Source organism: Trinickia sp. Y13, from assembly GCF_029522115.1.
GTDB lineage: Bacteria > Pseudomonadota > Gammaproteobacteria > Burkholderiales > Burkholderiaceae > Trinickia.
The window spans coordinates 49,708-69,676 of sequence record NZ_JAKWFK010000001.1 but is presented as its reverse complement, the minus strand read 5'-3'; the positions used below and the strand labels follow the sequence as shown (position 1 = coordinate 69,676).

Here is a 19,969-nt window from a genome sequence, read left to right as displayed (position 1 = left end):
TCAAAACAGACATGCGTATGGTTCGAACGGGATTCACATGGTAAAGGCGGCGCTGCTCGATAAGCTTTGGGCGCGTATGAGCGAGCGTGGCGACTTCCCGATGCTGTCGCAGGCGCTTCGCACGACGATGGCCGCCATGAAAAACGACGACCTCGACTTCACGGGCCTCGTGCAGGTCGTGCTGTCCGACTTCGCCCTGACCCAGAAGGTGCTGCGCCTGGCAAACTCGGCCATGTACATGGCCTTCGGCGGCAATATCACGACGGTAACGCGCGCGCTGATGGTGCTCGGCATGGATGCGGTCGGCCATCTCGTCGTCGGGCTCAAGCTCGTCGATCACTTCCAGCACAGCGCGCCGCACCGCATCGACGCCAAGCTCGAGCTCAACCGCACGATGCTCTCAGGCTGCGTCGCCCGCAAGCTCACGGAACGCGGCGATCTGCGCGAGGGCGAGGAAGCCGTCGTCTGCACGTTGATGCGGCAGGTGGGCAAGCTGCTCGTCGTCTTTTACCTCGAGGCCGAGTGGGAGCAGATTCGTCAGAAGATACGCAGCGGCGGCCTCGATGAAGCCGCCGCATGCGCGGCCGTGCTCGGCGTCACGTACGAAGAGCTCGGCGAAGAGGCCGCCACGCGCTGGCGCTTGCCCGAGACGATCCGCGCGGGCATGGGCGCCTACGAAGCCGACGCCAAGGACGCCCACTCGGGGCAAACCCAGTGGCTGCGCGCCGTGACCAACTTCTCCACCGAAGTGGCCGACACGCTGAGCGCCGCGGGCGTGTCCGAGCATGCGCGCGAAGCGCGCCTGGCCGAGCTGGCGCACCGCTACAGCCGCGCATTGTCCACGGACGCCGAAGAACTCGCCGCGATGAGCGTCGCGCTTGCAAGCGGTGAGGCAGGCGAAGGTTTCATGCGCGAAATCTACGAGTTGCGGGCAAACGCGGACGCCATCGCCCGCGCCAGCGTCGATGCCGAAACTCGTATCGAAGCCGGGCTCGAAGATCTACGCGCCCTGCCATCGGAAAATGCCCTGGCGCCGGTGCTGGCGCTCGCATCCGAAACCGTGCTCGCGGGGTTGAGCTTCACGCGCACGATCGTGTTCGTGCGCCAGGCGTCGGCCGTCTACAAGGCGCGCTTGGGATTCGGCCGCGACGTCGAACGGGCGCTGCCTTCGTTATCGTTCAAGGAAGCCTTCGAGCCCGACGTGTTTCACCTGGCGATCGCCAATTCGGTCGGCATCTTCATCGAGAACGCACGCGATCCGAAGATGATCGCTAGGCTACCGTCGTGGTACCGGCACGCATTCGACGATGTCCGTTCGTTCGTGCTGCTACCTGTCGTCGCGCATCAATCGGCCGTCGCCCTGCTGTACGGCGATTGGTCGCTCGAGCAAGCGCCGCGCAAGATTTCGCAGACGCAGATGAGCGCGCTCAACGAACTCGCGCGCGAACTCGGGCGCTTCTTCGCCCACGCGCCGGCGAAGGAACTCGAAACGCTTTAAGCATCGATTCTTTAGGCATCGATTCTTTAGGCATCGATTCGTTGGTCCCCGTTCCTTCGCCTTCGGCTTCAGAGCTACTCCTCGAAACGCTCTAAGCCCTCGTTGTCCTTGCTTTGATCGGCGGTGCTGGCCCATGCCGCCGCCGTGATCGCAAGTTGCGCCAGCTCGCCCGCGGTGAGCGGCGCAAGCGCCGCGCTCGCACGGTCGAGCGCATCCCAATCGCCGTGTTCGAGCGCTTCGATGGCGCTCAGCAAGGTGCCCAACTGCCCTTCCCGATGCAAGATCGCCGCGCGAATGTGGCTCGCGAGCGTCAGCGCATCGAGCGTGTTTTCCAGCGTGTCGCCGAACACCGCATCGACGAGCGAAAACACGCCCGTCAAAAAAGCGCCGTCGATCACTTTGCGGTTCGCGTGTGAAAGCCGAGCCGAAGCGAGCTCCATGAAGCGCGCCCGCGTGGCGGCGAGCTGCACGAGCGGATCTTCTTCGAGGCGAACTTTGCGCCCGTCCGCGTAAAGCAGCAATTGCGTCCAGCGGGCGATGCGGTTCGTCCCGGTCGCGTTGATCGCGTCGCGCAACGTGGCCACTTTGCGGCCGATGCTAGCTTCGCCCGAATTGGCAAGACGCATCAAGTGCATGACGAGCACAGGATTGAGCTTGAGTTCGGCCTCGAGTTGCGCGACGCTCGGATCGGACGAGAGCAGCCGCAACAGGCCGAGCAGCGCCTGACGCGGCGCATTGATGCGGCGGGCGCCTTGCTTGTTGCCGCGCGCGAAGAAGTAGCCCTGAAACAGATCGAACTGCAACGCTTTGGCCCGTTCGAACGCCTCGTGCGTGTGAATGTTTTGCGCGATCAGCAACTTGCCTGCGGACTTGAGCGCGCCCGTGAGTCGCTGCAGCAACTCGGGGGCGAGCCGGGCCGGGTCGATCTTGATCGCGCACACATAAGGCAGCAGCTTCGCGAACCCTTCATCGGGCTGGCGCAGATCGTCGATGACGAAGCGGTAGCGCTTCGCATGCAACAGCACCAAGCGCGCGATCAGTTCGGGATCGACGCGTTGCTGCGCCGAGATTTCGAGGTAAAAGCGATCGGGGGCAAGGCGCGCGATGGCGTCGGAGAACAATAACGGGCGGCTGACGTTCAGGTAGCCGTGATGCCCGGCGAGCGCGGTGCGCACATCGCTCGCGCCCAATGTCGCGAGCAATTGCGCGGCTTCGGCGTCGGCCTGGCGTTGCGAATGAAGTTTATTCTCTGGCTCGGACGCATCGGGCGCGTCGCTTTCGGCAGGTGCATCGACTTCGGCGCTGGGCGCTTCGCGCACCAGCAGTTCGAAGCCTCGCAGCAGCGCTTCGCCATCGACGATGGGCGCTCTCGCGGGGTATTGCACGTGATGGGTTTGGCCGGGATTCGTTCGGCCATCGGCACAGGCCGGGCGCTGCGCCTCGTCGGTGGTCGTCCCCATCGCCCCTCTCCTTTTTTCTTCTTACGATTAGCGGCGCGACGTTGGTCCGACGTCTTTAGTGCGCGCAATAAATTGCGGCGATTATAACCGTAAAGCGGAGCTTGAAAACGAGCGGCAAAGGGGCTGCGCGACGCGAATCTGACTGCGCCGCGCATCCACCGCTTGGGATGTTCGAACTACTTCAGGACCACCTTGACGTCGAAATACTTGGCGGCCAGTTTGTCGATCGTCCCGTCTTCCTTGAGCGCCTTGAGCGCGCCATTGAGCTTGTCCAGCAGCGCTTTGTCGCCCTTGCGCACGCCGTAACCGACGCCCGAGCCGAGCAGCTTCTGATCGGAAACGGTGGGACCGGCGAAATCGAAGCCGGCGCCTTGGGGACGCTTCAGAAAGCCTTTGGACGCCGCTTCCGAATCTTGGAACGCCGCATCGAGCCGGCTCGATGCGAGGTCGGCATAGACTTGGTCCTGCGTTTGATACGAAACCACATCGACGCCGGCATTCGCCCACTTGGCCTTCGCGTACGTTTCTTGAATCGTGCCTTGGAGCACGCCGACGTGCTTGCCCTTGAGCGAGGCGGCGTCAGGCTGCAAACCGCTGCCCTTCTTGGCGATCAGTTGATTGGGGATCGTATAGATCGGATCGGTGAAATCGATGGCCTGCTTGCGCTGTTCGGTGATCGTCATGTCCGAGTTGATCGCATCGAACTTGCGCGCCTGCAGCGCCGGGATGAGACCGTCGAAATCGTTCTCCACCCACACGCACTTGACGTTCAATTTTGCACAGACCGCGTTGCCCACATCGATGTCGAAGCCTTGCAATTGGCCGGAGGCCGTCTTCGATTCGAACGGCGCATATGATGCCTCGACGCCGAAACGAAGCACTTTCAAATCGGCAGCGCAGACATTCGCGGCCATGCCGATCGACGTTGCGGCCGCGACGAGCGCGAGCGCCACCTGATTGCGCAAGTTCACTTTCATTGCATTGATCCTAAACAGTGGTCAGTGTTGGAAAACCCCTGGCGCGCATCGTGGCCGCGCCAAAAATGGCATTCAAATCGCCGCCGCGCGCTTGATGCGACGCACAACGCGCGAGCCCGGCATTGTACGGCGAGCCACTGCGCTCGCACGCACGCGTGGGCGCCGGCTCATCGGCAATCGGGGGTTGGGGTATCCAAATCTGTCCGGTCCGCACGAACACGCAATTGCGTGTCGCGCGGCGGCAAGTCTCAATGCAAGCTTCGATGCTTCGCTCTATCCGCTCGCGCCCTACACGGTGCGGGCAAGCTCGGCTGCCTCGCGGCATGCCGCCTCGCGTGCGGCGGCGTCCACTTCGGCGCCGAACAACGTCTTCTCGACGACGATCGATTCGATGTCCTCGATGCCGACGAAGCGCAGCCACGCTTCGAAGTACGGCTGCTGAAAATCGAAGGAGTGTGCCGGCGTGATCGATTGCTTGCCATAGTCAAGGCCTCGCGCGTAGACGACGACGGCTCGCTTGCCCGCAAGCAATCCACCGAAGCCGACTTGCGGATCGAACGAAAACAACACGTCCTTTTGAGATACGACGTCGATGAAGTGCTTGAGCTTGTAGGGAATCGCGAAATTCCAGAGCGGCACGGAGAAGAGCAGCGTGCTCGCCTCGTGCAGCGGTTTCGCGAGCGCATGGATTTGGTCCCACGCCGCCTGCTGCGACGGTGTCAACGGGGTACCGCTGAGCCCCGCGTACTTTGCGTCGAGCGCATCGCTATCGAACTCGGGCAACGACACGCGCCACACGTCGAGCGTCTCGACCGACGCGCGGGGGCGCGAGAGGCGAAAGGCGTCGATGAACGCGCGGGCAGCTTCGAGCGAGGCCGACCGCTGCTTACGCGGAGATGCCTCGATGTGCAGCAAGTCGGCCATGCTCTCTTCTCCTGAGTCAGTTGGCAATACATGACGGCGTGGGATAGGCGCTATCTGAACATATTCTGATTTCAAATCAAAACGAAGTATTATTCTGCCATTCAACTCATTTCTCACTGAATCTCGTGTTCGATACGATCCTGCTCCGCTCCTTCGTCACGGTGGCCCAGGAGGGCAGCTTTACGCGGGCCGCCACGCGTCTGCATTTGACGCAATCGGCCGTCAGCGCGCACCTGCGCCGGCTCGAGGAGCAGGCGGGAACGCCGCTCGTCACGCGCACGACGCGCTCGCTGGCGCTAACGCCCGACGGCGAAGTGCTGCTGGGCTACGCGCGCGCGATCCTTGCGTTGAATCGCGACGCGCGCGCCCGCTTGCACCGCTCGGCGGGCGAGGGTCTCGTGCGCATCGGGTTGTCGGATGATTTCGCGCAACCGCGGGTGATGGAGCGGCTGCATGCGTTTGGGCTGCGGCATCCCGGCCTTGCCGTGAACCTGGCGGTGGGCATTCCCGGTCCGTTGTTGCAGGCGATGGATCGCGGCGAACTCGACTTCGTCATGGCGGGGCGGTGTCACGATGATCGTCCTGGGCGCGGGCTGTGGCGCGAGCCGCTCGTATGGGCCGGCGCGCCGTGGCTGACGATCGACGCAGCCCTGCCCTTGCCGCTGGCCGTTTTCCCCGAGCCGTGTCCCTATCGCGATGCCGCGCTCGCCGCACTGGCGCATGCGGGCATCGATTACCGCATCGACGTGGTGTGCCCGAGCAGCGCGGGCGTGCATGCGGCCGTTCAGGCGGGGCTCGGGGTTACGCCGATGCCCAAGAGCCGAGTCGACGGCACGCTGGCGATCATGGAAGAACGATGGGGCTTGCCGCCGTTGCCTCACGTCGAGTTCGCGCTATTTGGCGCGGCGAACCCAGGGGCGCTGGTGGATGAGTTGTGCGAGGCGGCTCAGCGGGATTTGGGGTGAAGCGAAGGGAACGGTCGATCGTCTCGGTTCCCGCCCCTATCCAGGTGGATAGGATTTCTTTCGTTTCGTTTACACACAAAGAATTCGCCGCTACATTTTGTCCGACGGCAATTCGCTGTCGCCCCTCCGACATCAGGGATGTCTCGTGCCGCCATCGGGGTTCGCGCTATTGATCGGCTTGGTCGCTGCAAATTTCTTCCGTGTCGGATGCCAACTCGTATTGACCGCTTGGTCCGCGGTTCAAATTACAGGGCGCCCCGAATCGGTCGGACACGTGTTGCTGATTTCAAGCGCAACAAATTTAGCCCTTTCGCCGTTCATTGGAGCATTCGTCGATCGATGCCCGCGTAAGAAGCCCCTAATACTCCTCGGTCACTGCGGCGTCGCGATGTGCGGCGTCGCACCGCACGCGCTAGGCCTATTACTGCCGCAAGCCGCGCCATTTTCCACCTTGGTCGCCACCGCACTGGTGTCGAGCATCTCAGGCATCGTCCTCGCCTGCGCGATGGATTACTTCGTCAAGCATGCCATCGCTTCCAACGAAAGAACCCGCAAACTTGCCCTCGTCAACACCGTCTCCCAATTCACGCTCATCGTCGGGACCGGTTTTGGCGGATACCTTGTCGCCCATGCGCCTTGGCGGGATGCATTCCTTTTGATTAGCTACTGCGGCATAGGGCTCGCAATGCTCTGCGCCTGCCATCTTCCTGCTTTGACCTACGAGCCGCGCACGAGACAGGGTTTGTATCGCGCGGGCCCCGCCCTCTATCTCAAACATCATCGACTCTTTGCAATCGCGTCATGCTCTGCGCTGGCATTCGCTATCGGACAAGTGACCAACACTTTGTTGCCCGCCTTCCTGAGCCTAGATCTGAAGTTTTCCAGCGAGCGCTATTCGTTCGTGGAGGCTGCATGGTCCATTGGCGCGCTCGCGGCAAGCGCTGTGCTCGCCAAGGTTGCGAAGGATCGGTTGAGCCCCCTTCACCAAGACCTTTGCATCGTTTTCGTGATCGCAGGGCTTTTATTCCTCGTCCCTCGCCTTTCGGCGTTGACCGCGTTGCTCGCCGTCCACCTCGCGCTCGGCATCGGCTTTGCAGTCGTGCGTGTGCGCACTGAGGCTCGCTTTATAACCGAATGTCCCACGCATTTGCTGGCGCGATTCCGCGCAAACAGTCTTTTTCTCAGCAGCGCTGTCAGTGCGATCGTGTTCATCACACCCACCGTCTATCGCAATGTCGGCGTTCCCGCCCTCTATCAGTTGCTCTCTGCCGCGATCGCGCTTTCAGCCCTCGTGCTTTTCGGGTTCACGCGGCCCTGGCGAGCAGAACCATCGTCTCTCAGCAGTCGGTAGGCAACGTGTCCGCCTAGCTATTCATGGCGGGGACGAGGTGGAAGAACCTGCCTACCGTTGCAGTCGCAACTCATAACTTCAGCCTCAAACTCACCCTCGACCAACACGCGCACAACACATCGCCGGACGCGCCTCGGTGGGCGGAAAGACGCACCACGAACCATCGCCGTGGCGAAACAGGAAGATCGAACGCGGGCCGCTAGACGCTTGCATTTCGACGAAGACGAACCGCGTGTGGTTACTGCTCATCCGCCCCGTGCGCAGCACGCGCGCAGGCGCGGCGGCAGTAGGTGCGAGCCATTTGTCGACTATTGCGCGCAGAGAAGTCTTTTTCGCACTCATCGCTCACCTCCTGAACCATTCGCGAACCGCCACCGTCGATCCGTAGGCTGAGTCCTTGAATACAGTATCGGCACCAACGCAGACGATATAAATCAGCGGCGTCCGAGAATCGCGTCAAGCGTTGCCACAGCATGTCGGAGATGGACTACATGCGCCGGCGACGAGGGCGAAATCGCGGCGCACCCGGCGAACCCCATTGAGGCCAGTCAATCGTTGTCGACGCTGAGCGCCTATGCTGAAAGAGAGAACGACGTATCGAGGGAGATGGCTATGAACGCAAGAACCGTCATTGCACTCGCCGTGGCCGGCATGACCGGCCTATCGTCAGTTACAGGGCTTGCGCAGGAACGCGAACGCGGCCACGAATCGGCGCGAGGACCCGCGGCAGCGCCGGTGCAAGGCCCCGGCGAAGCGCACCCCGGCGGCCGCCAAGGCGCGCTCCCAGGAGCAGCCGGAGGACACATGGGAGGAGCCCCTGCGCCCCGGGGCCCAGGCCCCGCTGTCGGTATCGCCCCTGGCCAAGCGGCCCACAACCCCGCGTTCGGGCAACGGCCGATGCCGCACGCTCCCGCCCCGGCGCACGCTCCGGCTCCAGCCCCCGCGCCTAAACCGGCCATGCGGCAGCCGGGCGGTCCGGCTCATACGCCCGAATACGGGCACCATCCCATGGGCCAATCTCCGGCGCTACGCCAACCTAACCACGGCCCGGCAGCCACGCAAGAATTCCGGCATCAGCCTGGCCCCGATCGTCGAGCCCCGCTGGCGCGGGCGCCGCGCCCCTACGGGCACGTTCCCGCGCCGTATCGCGGCGACATCCACCGTTTCGTCGATCTCGACGCGCGTGTCTGGCGCGGAGGCAATTGGCACCATTCGCACCATCGCGGACGCTACGGTTGGTGGTGGGTCGTCGGGGGCCTGTGGTACTTCTATCCGCGACCGGTTTACCCCTATCCAGATCCATTCGCGCCCGGCGACGTGATTTACGAATACGGCAGCTCCGGCGATTACTGGTACTACTGCGAATCGGCCGGCCAGTACTACCCGTATGTGACGGAATGTCCCGAAGGGTGGCAGGCCGTGATCCCCGAGCAATAGCCGCGGTTGCACAGCGGCAGCGAACACACGGCGAAAGCGGTTATGCCGTTGCCGCCTCGAACGACGCCGGCAACATCGACGACATCGCCGGCCCGCCCGTCAGCGTGCCAATCCGGCCAACGTCTCGGCCGTAGTTTCCACGACGGTGAGCCCCGCACGCAAGCCGGGTTTCACCGTGCGATTCGGAAACACGATCCTTTCCTCGGCGTGCGTCACCGCGTAGCAATAGTTTGCATCGCGCGCGAGCACCGTCCCTTTGGCGAACGGGGTGAAGTTCGCCACGTCGTCCGCCATCAAAAGTTCGAAGGCGTCGGTGTGCTTCGTGATCTGCCCGATGACGGTGAACACGCGCGGCATCGGTGCGGCGTCGGCGCGCGCCCGGCCGGAGACCAGCGCGCGCACCGCGTCATCCACCCCCGCGTAACGGGACAGGTCGTTTTCGCCGAAGGGCCGCACCTTGCCCAATTCCAAAGTGCAAGCCTTCGCGCCGAAAGATTCGGCCGTGAAATGGGTGTAGGTATTGCCTTTGGCCGTGTGCAACAGGACCGCCTCGATCTGCGCATCGGCAAGCCACGCGAACATCTCGCGCGAAAGCGCGGCGCCCGTATAAGGCAACAAGGCGAAACGCTCGAACACCGAGGCGCGAATGGCCGTATGCATGTCGATGTGCCAACGCTCGCGTTCGCCCCCGGCGCGCTCGAACAAGCGCGCAGCGGCCGCTTCGAGCGCGCGTGCGCGCGGCGCTTCGCGGCTTTGCGTCAGTTGCGCATGACGCCCGCAGAAGAGCCGGTTCAAATCGTCGTCGAGATAACGATTGCCCGCGCACATGGCCGCGACGTTGCCCAGCACGATGCAAAGCTCGCAAGCGAGCGGCACTTCGCCGCGCGCAATATCGGCAATCATGCGCGACACGAGTTCGAGCGGCGCGGTCTCGTCGCCGTGGATGCCGGCCGATACGAGCACGACGGGCATCGCATGCCGACCGGACCGCGCCGCCGGCGTCAGTTCGATCACGCCTTCATCGAGCCACGCATAACTCACGCCCTCGGCGCACGCCCCAAGAGCCTCGGCCGGCCCGGGCCGCGCCCCGCTCAACGTGTATGCGAGAAAATCGGCCAGCATCGCGGGCACGGCCGCTTCAACGTTGGAAGTCATAGAGCGAACCGAGCCCCAGGATTTGCGTGAGTTCGTCCAGCGCCGTGCGCGACTCCATCAGCAGATGAGGATCGGCGAGATCGGCCGGTGCCAGGCGATCGCGATAGTGCTTGCCGATCCATGCGTCCAGCCGCGCAAACAACGCATCGTCGATCCAAACGCCCGCGCTCACCGCCTCGCGCTCAGCTTCTGTCAAGACGACGCGCAAACGCAGGCAAGCTGGGCCGCCGCCGTTCTTCATGCTTTCTCGCAACTCGAACACCAACACTTCGCCGATAGGCCCCGCACTGCCGACCAGATCGTCCAGATACGCGGCCACGCGCGGGTTTTCACGGCACTCCTGCGGCACCACCAGCACGTCCCGGCCGTCCGGACGCGTCAACAATTGACTGTTGAATAGATACGAAGTGACGGCGTCGGAAACGCTCACGCGCGCATCGGGCACTTCGATCACGTTCAGTTGGGCGCCCGTGCGCAATAGTTGCGCGCGCAACTGATCGTAGACGGCGCTCTGATCGACGAACGCTCGCTCATGACAAAACAGCGTCTGCCGATTTCCCACCGCGATGACGTCGTTGTGGAATACGCCCGCGTCGACGACTTCGGGGCTCTGCTGCGCGTAGACGGTCGCGTCCTCGCTCAAGCCATGGCGTTGCGCCACGGCGCGGCTCGCCTCGAATGTTTGGCGCGCCGGATAGCGCACGGGCTCGGGGCCGCGCCGGTATTCGCTGCGTCCATAGACGAAGAACTCGACGCCGCGCTCGCCGTATTGCGCGCAAAACCGCGTATGGTTGGCCGCGCCTTCATCGCCGAGCGCGGGCGTGCCGGGCAACGCCTCGTGCACGGCGAAGCGCGCCGGATCGGAGAAGATGGCCTGCAGCGTGCGCCGCGTCGCCTCGTGTTCGATCGCGCGATGCAGCTTGCTCGTTAGATTGGCGGGCGTGAAATGGACGCGGCCGTCTTGCGTGTCGGCCGACGGACTCACGGTCGCCGCATTGGCCGTCCACATCGCCGAAGCCGAACTGGCGGCCGCCAACAACTCGGGGGCATCCTTGGCCGCGCGCGCGATCACCGCCGCATCGGAACCCGAAAACCCGAGCTCGCGCAGCAGGCGCAACGAAGGCCGCTCCTGCGGCGGCAGCACGCCCTGCAAGAAGCCGAGATCGGCCAGTTGCTTCATCTTGCGCAGACCCTGCTTGGCGGCGGCGAGCGGATTGGCGATCGACTTTTCGTTCGTCTGCGACGCGACGTTGCCGAACGACAGCCCCGCGTAGTTGTGCGTCGGACCTACGAGTCCATCGAAATTGGCTTCCCGTGCTTGCATCGTCGATCCTTGCTCGATCGTTAGAAGTGAAGGCCCGGCGATACGCTCGCGGGCATCGTGAGGTGCGTGCTTTCCACCGACGCCATCGGGTAGGCGCAGTAGTCCGCCGCGTAATACGCGCTTGGCCGATGGTTGCCCGAGCGCCCGGTGCCGCCGAACGGCGCAGCGGACGAAGCGCCGTTCGTCGGCCGATTCCAATTGACGATGCCTGCGCGAATCGTGCGGTGAAAACGCGTCCAGAGCGCTTCGTCGTCGGCGAGCAGCCCCGCCGACAAACCGTACACGGTATCGTTCGCGCGTGCGATCGCTTCGTCGAAATCCGTATAGCGCACGACCTGCGCGAGCGGGCCGAAGTGCTCCTCGTCGGGCAACTGCGCGAGGTCGGTCACGTCGAGGATGGCCGGGCTCACGTAGCCCAAGCGCTCGTCGCGCTGCTCCATCGCCAGCAACGGGCGAGCCCCAGCGGCGAGCAGGCGCGTTTGCGCCGCGACGAGCCGCGCGGCCGCCCGTGCGGACACCACCGCGCCCATGAACGGCTGCGGATCGGCATCGTATGCGCCGTAGGCAATGCGCGAGGCGACTTCGGCGAAGCGCGCGAGGAAGCGATCGCCGAATGCATCGCGCGGCACGAAGATGCGCCGTGCGCAAGTGCAGCGCTGTCCCGCCGACAGGTAGGCCGATTGAATCGTGTGATGAACGGCCGCATCGAGATCCTCGACGCCGGCCACGACGAGCGGATTGTTGCCGCCCATCTCGAGCGCCAAGACGATTTCCGGCCGCCCCCCGAACTGCTTATGGAGCAGCGTGCCCGTATCCGAGCTGCCGGTGAAGAAGAGCCCGTCGATCTGGCGATGGTTCGCGAGCGCGACGCCCGTGTCCTTTTCGCCTTGAACGAGGTTGAGCACGCCCGCGGGCAAGCCCGCTTCGCGCCATGCTTCGACCGTCGCCCGTGCGACGCCGGGTGCAAGCTCCGACGGCTTGAACACGACCGTATTGCCCGCGATAAGCGCGGGCACGATGTGGCCGTTGGGCAAATGCCCCGGGAAGTTGTACGGCCCGAATACGGCCACCACGCCATGTGGGCGATGGCGCAGCACGGCCGTGCCGTCGGCCATCGGCAGCCGTTTCTCGCCGGTGCGTTCGTGGTACGCCGTGATCGAGATCTCGACTTTCGCCGCCATGGCGGCCACCTCGGTGCGCGCCTCCCACAACGGCTTGCCCGTTTCGAGTCCGATCGCGTGCGCGAGCTGCTCCTTACGCTCCGACAACACCGCGGCGAAACGGCGCACGATGTCGACGCGCGCTTCGAAAGGCTGCGAGGACCAGGGCTCGAACGCGCGGCGCGCGCTGGCCACGGCGCGCTCGACATCGTCCGCCGAAGCGCTCTTGCCTTCCCACGCCACCGTATCCGTGCCGGGGTTGCGCGACGCGAAGCTCGGGCCGCGGCCCTCGCACCATTGCCCGTCGATGTAATGTTCGCCCATATCCATGTCTACTCAATCCTTGTTCGGTTTTTTCCCCGGCGCGAGCGCAAGCACGCGCACGGGATCGCCTTCGCGCACTTCGAGCGCGGCCGCGTCGGCGGCGGAAAGCACCATCGTGCCGTTCTCGACGATGCCCGGCGCAACCCCAACGCGAAAGCGCGCCATCGAGGTGTTCGAAACGAGCGAGCGCACGCCCTCGCCGGCCTGCGCATCGCCGATCGCAACCGTTGCCATGATGCTTTCGCGCACGGTGCGCAAATCGTTGACGTGGCATTCGAGCACGGGGCCCGCGTCGAAAATATCGACGTGCCCCTGATACCGCAGGCCCTCGGCTTCGAGCATCTTGCGCGCGGGCGCCGTGTCGCGATGCGTCACCCCGATGACCGCCTGCGCCTCCTGCGGCAGCAAATCGGCGTAGACCGGATAGCGCGGCATCAACTCGGCGAGGAACGACTTGCGCCCGTGCGCGCTCAGGTAATCGGCCGCATTGAAGTCGATCTGATAAAAGTGCGAGCCCACGGCGCGCCAGAACGGCGAGGTGCCGTCGGCATCGAAATGGCCGCGCAATTCCGCGCACAGCCGCTCGGGAAACCGCTCGCGGAACTGCGCCATGAACATGAAGCGCGAGCGCGACAACAAGCCGCCGACCCCATGCGCGCGATACCGCGGCGAGAGGAACAGCGAGCACACCTCGGCATAGCCCGTGAGGTCGTGCGAGATGTTGAGCAACGACATCTTGGTCCAGACGCCCAGCTCCTGGCTCGCGTGCACGACCGTGCTCACGCGGTAGTTGTAAAACGGCTGCTCGAGGCCCACTTGCACTTCGATGCCGCACACGCCCGCGACATCGCCCGTGGCGGCGTCCTCCATGACGAAGAAGTAGCCGGCCTCACGAGGCGCAGCGCGGCATTCGAACGTCTTCGTCGCTCGCTCGATGCGCGCGGCGAGCGCGTCGCGATCGGGCTTGAACGTCGTTAGGCCCGGGCCCGTTTCCTGTGCCAGCGACACGAGCGCATCGAGGTCTTCCGTCTTGACGGCGCGCACGACGATCATCGCCGGTCTCCCGATGGATAAGTCTTATGGTTCGAATGCGATTCGGGGACGTCCTCGCCGGCCTGCGCCGCGCCCGCCTGCGCGGCGCAGCGGTGCAGCGGCACACAGCGCACCGTGTCGCCATGGACGACGTCGAGCGCCGCGCGCATCGGTCCGGCGAGCGGCGCATCGGCGCCGCGCTCGCTCGGCAACTCGGCCAGCACGCAGCGGAAATCATCGTCGCGGTGGCTCGCGACGAGATACGCGCATGCCTGCCGCTGCGCGGCGCTCGAAGCGCTTTCGGCGGCCTCGCGCACCGTGCGCGCCTCGTTCGAGCTCACGCACGCGCTGCGGTCCACCTGCGCCGTGAGCACGGGCCCCGCGTCGAAGATATCGACGAAGCGATCGGGCTCGAAGCCCTCTTCCAGATGAATGTCGTACGACAGCAGCGCCTTCGCGTTCGGCTCGCCGATCACGCGCTGCGCGGCCTCGGGTAGAAGCGGCACGTAGATCGGGTAGGTCGGCATGACTTCGGCGATGAACGTGCGGCTGCGACCGCCCGAGGCGACTTCGATCTGCGCGAAGTCGCGCCCGAAGAATTTGCGGCCGACCGCTTCCCAGAACGGCGACGTGCCGGCCTCGTCGGTGACCCCGAGCAGCAGCGAGAACACCTCCGGCGTGAAGCGCCGCCGGTTCGCCGCGATATACATCATGCGTGCGCGCGTGAGCAGATGCGCCGGCGCATCGCCGTGCACCGACGGGTCGATGTAGAACCCCGCCAGGCGGCTCTTGCCCGTCAGCTCGTGCGACATCGTCAGCGCATGGATCTTGCGATTGACGTGCAATTCGCGCGAAGCGTGGATCAACGCATCGTTGCGAAAGACGTAGAACGGCTCGGCGTACCCGGCGGCGGCAACGATGCTGGCCGTGCCGAGCAGCTTGCCCGTGGCGCTGTCCTCGAGAACGAAGAGATAAACCTCCTCGCCCGGGAAGTCCACTTGCGCGCGAAACGAATCCTCCGATAGCGCGACACGCGCTTCGAGCGCATGCCGGTCGTGCGGCAGCGAATGCAGCACGGGCTGCGCCGAGCGCGCCATTTGCGCCAGCGCGTCGAGGTCGGAAAGCCTTCCGGGGCGGACGAAGAGCATCGTCGTATCCTTGGCGGCCGGCCGCTTAGCGCGTCTGTGCGTCGGCGGTCGCGCCGACGACTTGCTCGATCGCCTTTTCGAGCCGCGCGAAGCCTTCGTCCAACTCGGCCTCGTCGATCACGAGCGACGGCGCGAACCGCAGCACATTGGGCCCCGCGATCAGCAGCATGACGCCCTGCCCGGCCGCGGCGTTGACGAAATCCTTAGCGCGCCCTTCATAGGCGGTCGTCAGCTCGGCGCCGATCAAGAGCCCCTTGCCGCGCACCTCCTTGAACAAATTGAAGCGCCGGTTCAACTCGGCGAGCTTGGCCGTGATCGACGCGCCACGACGCTTGACGCCTTCAAGGAGCGCCGGGTCGCTGACGAGTTCTACGACCTTGTCGGCGACCGCCGCGCCGAGCGGATTGCCGCCGTAGGTCGTCCCATGCACGCCGACCTTGAAATGCTGGGCGAGCGCGTTGGTCGTCAGCATCGCCCCGATCGGGAAACCGTTGCCGAGCGCTTTGGCCGACGTCAGGATGTCCGGCGTCACGCCCGTATCCATGTACGCGTAGAAGAAGCCCGTGCGGCCGACGCCGGTTTGCACTTCGTCGAAAATCAGCAGCGCGCCATGTGCGTCGCATGCCTCGCGCAATGCCCGCAGGAACGCGGGATCGGCCGGTATCACGCCGCCCTCGCCCTGGATCGGCTCGACGATGACGGCACACGTCTTGGCGCCGATGGCGGCGCGCGCCGCTTCGATGTCGTTGTAGGGCAAATGCACGATGCCGGCAGGCACGGGGCCGAAACCTTCTGCGTACTTCGGCTGGCCGCCCACGCTGACCGTGAAGAACGTGCGCCCGTGAAACGATTGCTTGAACGAGACGATTTCGATCTTCTCAGGGCCATGCTGCTCGATCGCCACGCGGCGCGCGAGCTTGAGCGCCGCCTCGTTGGCCTCGGCCCCGGAGTTGGCGAAGAACGCGCGCTCGGCGAAGGTCAGCGATTCGAGGCGTTTGGCCAGACGCAGCACGGGCTCATTCGTGTACGCATTGCTGACGTGCCACAGCGTTTCGCCCTGCTCGCGCAGCACGCGCACGAGTTCGGGATGTGCGTGTCCCAAGCCGGTCACGGCGATCCCGCCCGTGAAATCGATATAGTCGCGGCCCTGTGTGTCCCACACCCGCGAGCCCTTGCCGCGCGCCGGCACGAAAGAGGCCGGCGAAAATACCGGCACCATGACTTCGTCGAAAGTCTGGCGGTTCACAGCGAAATCGTTCATGGCGGGTCCTCGTCGAGGGAATGGGGAATAAACGTAAGTGTAGAAAACGATCGGAATATCGTCTTGCTTGCTGGCGACGCGATCTGTCGCGTATCGCCGGGGTGCTGCGGCGCGGCCCCGGCCGTATCTCGTCTCCGGGCGTCGTCACGCTTGGTCGGGCGGCTCGATCATCGCTCCCGCACGCGGCTCGTCCGCATAAGCTGCGCCCGCTCCATGCTGCTTGGCGATCCAATTGCGGCGCTCCTCGCGCGGCGTCACGCCGAAGCGCTCGCGATACGCGTTCGAGAAGTGCGCCGCCGACGAAAACCCGCACGCGAGGCTCACCTGCACGATCGATTTGCTCGTGCGCTGCAACTGCAAGCGCGCCTTGGATAGCCGCAGCCCAAGGTAGTACTTCGACGGCATCGCGCCCAAGTACTGCCTGAACAAGCGCTCGAGCTGACGGCGCGAAATGCCGACGAGATTGGCGATGTCGTCCGTGGTCAGCGGATCTTCGATGTTCGCCTCCATCAGTTGCAGCGCATCGTTCAACCGCGGATGCCGCTCGCCCGGGGCCGTCACGTAGGGAATGCGCTGACGCGTCTCGCCCGAGCGCAGTGCACCGACCCCGAGCGAATCGGCAATGCGCTCCACCAGTTCCGGCCCATGCTCGCGCGCGATCATCGCCAGCATGAAATCGACGCTGGCGAGTCCCCCCGCGCAGGTGGCGCGATCGCTGTCGATCTCGAAGATTTGTTGCGTGACGATCGAGCGCTCGAACTCATCGGCGAATTGCTGATAAGTCTCCCAATTGACGCTGACGCGATAGCCCGACAGTTGCCCGGCCATCGCGAGCCACCAGACGCCGTGATGAATGCCCGTCACGAGCGGCGTGCGTTGACCCACGCGCGCGAGACTGGCCAAGAACAGCTTGTAGTCGGCGAATTGCTGAAACCGTTCCGCCACGACGATGAGCCAATCGCACGAGACGCCGTCGCCGAATGCGCCGTCGGCAGGCAGCGTTGCCGCGCCGGCCAGCGGCACCGGCCGCCCGTCCCAGGAATAGACCTGCCAGCGGTAGAGCGCGCGGCCGTCGATGTCGTTCGCCAGCCGCAGCGCGTCGACGATCGGCGCGAGCCCCGACATGGAGACGGGCGGCAACGCGACGATCGCCACCTGCGTCGTTTTCGCCGGAGCCGCTTGCACGCGAGCCATCGATCAGCCCCTGCCGCGGGCGGGCTGCGCGCCTGGCGCACCCGATGCCCGTTGGTTTCGCCCTTCCCGCATGTCGCTTACTTGAGGCTGCCCGAGAGGAACTGCTGCAAGCGCTCGCTCTTGGGCTGCGCGAGCACGACCGCGGGGTCGCCCTCTTCTTCGGTCCTTCCTTGATGCAGAAACATCACGTGATTCGATACGTTGCGCGCGAAGCCCATCTCATGCGTAACGACGATCATCGTGCGCCCCTCCTCGGCCAGCTTCTGCATGACCTTGAGCACCTCGCCGACGAGCTCGGGATCGAGCGCGGAAGTCGGTTCGTCGAACAGCATCACATCAGGATTCATGGCCAGTGCGCGCGCGATCGCCACGCGCTGCTGCTGTCCGCCCGACAAATGCGACGGATACTGCTTCTCCAGCCGTGGCGCGAGGCCCACCTTCTCCAGGTACACGCGGGCCCGCTCCTCGGCTTCGCGCTTGGACAGCCCCAGCACATGAATTGGCGCTTCGACGATATTCTCGAGCACGTTCATGTGCGCCCATAGATTGAAATGCTGAAACACCATCGCAAGCTTCGTGCGGATGCGTTGCAATTGCTTGTGGTCGGCCACTTCGAGATTGCCCGCCCGATCCGCTTTGGTGCGCACCGTCTCGCCATCGACGACGATGCTGCCCGCATTGGGCCGCTCGAGGAAGTTGATGCAGCGCAGGAACGTGCTTTTACCGGAGCCGCTGGCGCCGATGATGCTGATGACGTCCCCGGCTTTGGCCGTCAACGTCACGCCCTTGAGCACCTCGTTGTCGCCGTAGCGCTTATGGATGTCGAGCGCCGCGAGCTTGACGGCGGCGGATTGAGAAGTCGCTTGGAGCACCATGCTCTCCCGTATGAATCGAAGGCGTGTGAATCGATGCAAGCTGTCAGTGCCGGCTTGCGGCCAGGTAGGCGAGCCAATGCCGCTCGGCCCGTCGGAACGCCGCGACGAGTGCGAACGATACCGCAAGATAAATCAGCGCAGCGACGCCGAAGGCCTGGAACGACATGTAGGTGGCCGAGTTGGCGTCGCGAGCGACCTTGAGCACGTCGGGCACGGTCGCCGTGAACGCGATCGTCGTCGCATGCAGCATCAGGATGACTTCGTTACTGTACAACGGCAGCGCGCGGCGCAGCGCGGAGGGCAAGATGACGCGGCGATACATTGTCCAGCGGCTCATGCCGTAAGCGCGCGCGGCTTCGACCTCGCCATGCGAGATCGCGCGGATCGCTCCCGCGAAGATCTCGGTGGTGTAAGCGCCGGTGTTCAAGCCGAAAGCGAGAATCGCGCAATGCAGGCCGCTGCGGAAGAAATCGTTGAGCACCGCGTGCGCGCGCACGAATTCGAGACTGTAGACGCCGCTGTAAATCAACAGCAATTGCACGTAAAGCGGCGTGCCGCGAAACACGTAGGTGTAGCAGCGCACGGGCGTGGACAGCCAACGGTTCTTCGATACGCGCGCCACCGCCAGCGGCAACGCCATGCAAAACCCGATGACGAGCGATGCAACGAGCAGCCACAGCGTCACCGCGAGACCGGACAGGCCTTGCCCGTCGTAGTAAAGGAACGCGCGGCCGTACTGCGAAAGGATTTCGATCATCGTACCGTCTCCCTCAAAGGTCCGCGTGGCGCACGCCGATCGAGTAGCGCCGGTCGAGCCACAGCAGCACCACGTTCGAGACGGTCGTGATCGCCAGATAGATCAGCGCGGCGACGAGGATGAAGAAGAACATGTTGAAGGTGCTCTTGCCGGCGTCTTGCGCCGCTTTCACCACATCGGCCAAACCGATGATCGAGACGAGCGCCGTCGCCTTGACCAGCACCTGCCAGTTGTTGCCGATGCCGGGCAACGCGAAGCGCATCATCTGCGGAAAGAGGATGCGTGCGAATACGCGCGAGCCGCTCATGCCGTAGGCGCTGCCCGCTTCCAGTTGTCCGCGCGGCACCGCGAGAAAGGCGCCGCGAAACGTCTCGGTGAAGTAGGCGCCATAGATGAACCCGAGCGTGAGCACACCCGCCGCGAAGGGATCGATGTCGATCTGGCTCATGCCGAGCGCATCGGTGAGTTGATTGACGGCGATTTGGATGCTGTAAAAGAGCAGCAACATCAGAACGAGGTCGGGCACGGAACGAATCAGCGTCGTGTATGCCGTCGCCACGCCCGCCACGAGGCGATTGCGCGAGAGCTTCGCCACCGCGCCGGCAAGCCCGAGCAGCACCGACACCGCGAGCGAGAGCACCGACAACTCGATCGTTCGGATCGTGCCGGCAAGAAGGATCGGGCCGAAGCCATATAAGAACACGCGCGTCTCCATTGGAATCAGCTTTATTCGCGTGGGTGGCGCGCCGCATTGCGGACCCGCGGCGCATTCCGCACAGCGCGGATACTCGCAAGCGATTCGAAATCGTTCAAATCCGGGGTCGCGCCATGCTGCACCGCAACAATCGAAGCACACCGGCCGGTATGTCCGTAGAGCGCTGGTTACGGCCGACGAAGCCAGGCCAAGACGCAACGCGACGTCTGTGGCGACACCGCGATTTTGCAAGTTTCGGGTCGCATTTTCGATAGTCGAAGGGCTGAGCGATGGTCCGGTCTGCCGGGCCGCCGAGGCGGCAGGCGGCCTGGCCTGGCTTGGTTCGGCTTGATAAACGGCGTCGCAACGGGACCGCCGCTCCGATCGATGAGGCACTACGCTCGCTGCATACTCGGGAGGCGCCCGTCGCTAA

At 64.4% G+C, this 19,969-nt stretch carries 17 protein-coding genes; 4 read left to right on the top strand and 13 right to left on the bottom strand.

Going from position 1 to position 19,969, the window contains the following annotated elements; all coding sequences use genetic code 11:
* Positions 1–37 precede the first annotated feature (37 nt).
* A complete protein-coding gene (locus MMB74_RS00290; RefSeq protein ID WP_277426600.1) occupies positions 38–1,498 on the top strand; it encodes an HDOD domain-containing protein in 1,461 nt (486 codons plus the stop codon).
* A gap of 74 nt (positions 1,499–1,572) precedes the next feature.
* On the opposite strand, the gene MMB74_RS00285 is transcribed toward MMB74_RS00290, so the two are convergent.
* The 3 genes from MMB74_RS00285 to MMB74_RS00275 form a co-directional block, all read right to left on the bottom strand.
* On the bottom strand, positions 1,573–2,958 hold the full coding sequence (locus MMB74_RS00285; protein ID WP_277426599.1) for an EAL domain-containing protein: 1,386 nt from the start codon (positions 2,956–2,958) through the stop codon (positions 1,573–1,575).
* A gap of 176 nt (positions 2,959–3,134) precedes the next feature.
* Positions 3,135–3,935 (bottom strand): ABC transporter substrate-binding protein, encoded by an 801-nt coding sequence (locus MMB74_RS00280; protein ID WP_277426598.1) that lies wholly within the window; start codon positions 3,933–3,935, stop codon positions 3,135–3,137.
* 288 nt (positions 3,936–4,223) lie between these two features.
* On the bottom strand, positions 4,224–4,859 hold the full coding sequence (locus MMB74_RS00275; RefSeq protein ID WP_277426597.1) for an NAD(P)H-dependent oxidoreductase: 636 nt from the start codon (positions 4,857–4,859) through the stop codon (positions 4,224–4,226).
* Between the two features lie 125 nt (positions 4,860–4,984).
* Between MMB74_RS00275 and MMB74_RS00270 the strand changes: the two genes are divergently transcribed.
* From MMB74_RS00270 to MMB74_RS00255, 3 genes are all read left to right on the top strand, one after another.
* Positions 4,985–5,824, top strand: a complete 840-nt coding sequence (locus MMB74_RS00270; protein WP_277426596.1) for a LysR family transcriptional regulator — start codon at positions 4,985–4,987, stop codon at positions 5,822–5,824.
* Positions 5,825–5,969: 145 nt separating this feature from the next.
* Complete coding sequence (locus MMB74_RS00265) at positions 5,970–7,175, top strand: MFS transporter (RefSeq protein ID WP_277427101.1); 1,206 nt, start codon at positions 5,970–5,972, stop codon at positions 7,173–7,175.
* A 612-nt stretch (positions 7,176–7,787) separates the two neighbouring features.
* The gene (locus tag MMB74_RS00255; RefSeq protein WP_277426594.1) at positions 7,788–8,612 is read left to right on the top strand and encodes a hypothetical protein; all 825 of its coding nucleotides are present in this window, start codon (positions 7,788–7,790) and stop codon (positions 8,610–8,612) included.
* A gap of 99 nt (positions 8,613–8,711) precedes the next feature.
* On the opposite strand, the gene astE is transcribed toward MMB74_RS00255, so the two are convergent.
* From astE to hisQ, 10 genes are all read right to left on the bottom strand, one after another.
* Positions 8,712–9,767 carry a succinylglutamate desuccinylase gene (astE, locus tag MMB74_RS00250; protein ID WP_277426593.1) on the bottom strand — a complete coding sequence of 352 codons (1,056 nt, stop codon included), beginning with the start codon at positions 9,765–9,767 and terminating at the stop codon, positions 8,712–8,714.
* Positions 9,751–11,091, bottom strand: a complete 1,341-nt coding sequence (astB, locus tag MMB74_RS00245; protein WP_277426592.1) for an N-succinylarginine dihydrolase — start codon at positions 11,089–11,091, stop codon at positions 9,751–9,753. The genes astE and astB overlap by 17 nt, the downstream gene beginning before the upstream one ends.
* A 20-nt stretch (positions 11,092–11,111) precedes the next feature.
* Positions 11,112–12,575 carry a succinylglutamate-semialdehyde dehydrogenase gene (astD, locus tag MMB74_RS00240; RefSeq protein ID WP_277427100.1) on the bottom strand — a complete coding sequence of 488 codons (1,464 nt, stop codon included), beginning with the start codon at positions 12,573–12,575 and terminating at the stop codon, positions 11,112–11,114.
* 12 nt (positions 12,576–12,587) lie between these two features.
* Positions 12,588–13,628 carry an arginine N-succinyltransferase gene (astA, locus tag MMB74_RS00235; RefSeq protein WP_277426591.1) on the bottom strand — a complete coding sequence of 347 codons (1,041 nt, stop codon included), beginning with the start codon at positions 13,626–13,628 and terminating at the stop codon, positions 12,588–12,590.
* Complete coding sequence (gene aruF / locus MMB74_RS00230) at positions 13,625–14,755, bottom strand: arginine/ornithine succinyltransferase subunit alpha (RefSeq protein WP_277426590.1); 1,131 nt, start codon at positions 14,753–14,755, stop codon at positions 13,625–13,627. The genes astA and aruF overlap by 4 nt, the downstream gene beginning before the upstream one ends.
* 25 nt (positions 14,756–14,780) lie before the next feature.
* A complete protein-coding gene (locus MMB74_RS00225) occupies positions 14,781–16,016 on the bottom strand; it encodes an aspartate aminotransferase family protein (RefSeq protein ID WP_277426589.1) in 1,236 nt (411 codons plus the stop codon).
* Between the two features lie 144 nt (positions 16,017–16,160).
* Positions 16,161–17,210, bottom strand: coding sequence for a GlxA family transcriptional regulator (locus MMB74_RS00220; protein ID WP_277426588.1), 1,050 nt, complete (start codon positions 17,208–17,210; stop codon positions 16,161–16,163).
* A gap of 77 nt (positions 17,211–17,287) precedes the next feature.
* Complete coding sequence (locus MMB74_RS00215; protein WP_277426587.1) at positions 17,288–18,085, bottom strand: ATP-binding cassette domain-containing protein; 798 nt, start codon at positions 18,083–18,085, stop codon at positions 17,288–17,290.
* Positions 18,086–18,128: 43 nt separating this feature from the next.
* Positions 18,129–18,842, bottom strand: a complete 714-nt coding sequence (locus tag MMB74_RS00210; protein WP_277426586.1) for an ABC transporter permease — start codon at positions 18,840–18,842, stop codon at positions 18,129–18,131.
* Positions 18,843–18,855: 13 nt separating this feature from the next.
* Complete coding sequence (hisQ, locus tag MMB74_RS00205) at positions 18,856–19,545, bottom strand: histidine ABC transporter permease HisQ (protein ID WP_277426585.1); 690 nt, start codon at positions 19,543–19,545, stop codon at positions 18,856–18,858.
* Positions 19,546–19,969 lie beyond the last annotated feature (424 nt).

Excerpts from the sequence above, each read along its gene's own strand:
- MMB74_RS00290 (WP_277426600.1), top strand. The coding sequence starts at position 38 with ATGGTAAAGGCGGCGCTGCTCGATAAGCTTTGGGCGCGTATGAGCGAG.
- MMB74_RS00285 (WP_277426599.1), bottom strand. The coding sequence starts at position 2,958 with ATGGGGACGACCACCGACGAGGCGCAGCGCCCGGCCTGTGCCGATGGC.
- MMB74_RS00280 (WP_277426598.1), bottom strand. The coding sequence starts at position 3,935 with ATGAAAGTGAACTTGCGCAATCAGGTGGCGCTCGCGCTCGTCGCGGCC.
- MMB74_RS00275 (WP_277426597.1), bottom strand. The coding sequence starts at position 4,859 with ATGGCCGACTTGCTGCACATCGAGGCATCTCCGCGTAAGCAGCGGTCG.
- MMB74_RS00255 (WP_277426594.1), top strand. The coding sequence starts at position 7,788 with ATGAACGCAAGAACCGTCATTGCACTCGCCGTGGCCGGCATGACCGGC.
- astE (WP_277426593.1), bottom strand. The coding sequence starts at position 9,767 with ATGACTTCCAACGTTGAAGCGGCCGTGCCCGCGATGCTGGCCGATTTT.
- astB (WP_277426592.1), bottom strand. The coding sequence starts at position 11,091 with ATGCAAGCACGGGAAGCCAATTTCGATGGACTCGTAGGTCCGACGCAC.
- astD (WP_277427100.1), bottom strand. The coding sequence starts at position 12,575 with ATGGGCGAACATTACATCGACGGGCAATGGTGCGAGGGCCGCGGCCCG.
- astA (WP_277426591.1), bottom strand. The coding sequence starts at position 13,628 with ATGATCGTCGTGCGCGCCGTCAAGACGGAAGACCTCGATGCGCTCGTG.
- aruF (WP_277426590.1), bottom strand. The coding sequence starts at position 14,755 with ATGCTCTTCGTCCGCCCCGGAAGGCTTTCCGACCTCGACGCGCTGGCG.
- MMB74_RS00225 (WP_277426589.1), bottom strand. The coding sequence starts at position 16,016 with ATGAACGATTTCGCTGTGAACCGCCAGACTTTCGACGAAGTCATGGTG.
- MMB74_RS00220 (WP_277426588.1), bottom strand. The coding sequence starts at position 17,210 with ATGGCTCGCGTGCAAGCGGCTCCGGCGAAAACGACGCAGGTGGCGATC.
- MMB74_RS00215 (WP_277426587.1), bottom strand. The coding sequence starts at position 18,085 with ATGGTGCTCCAAGCGACTTCTCAATCCGCCGCCGTCAAGCTCGCGGCG.
- MMB74_RS00210 (WP_277426586.1), bottom strand. The coding sequence starts at position 18,842 with ATGATCGAAATCCTTTCGCAGTACGGCCGCGCGTTCCTTTACTACGAC.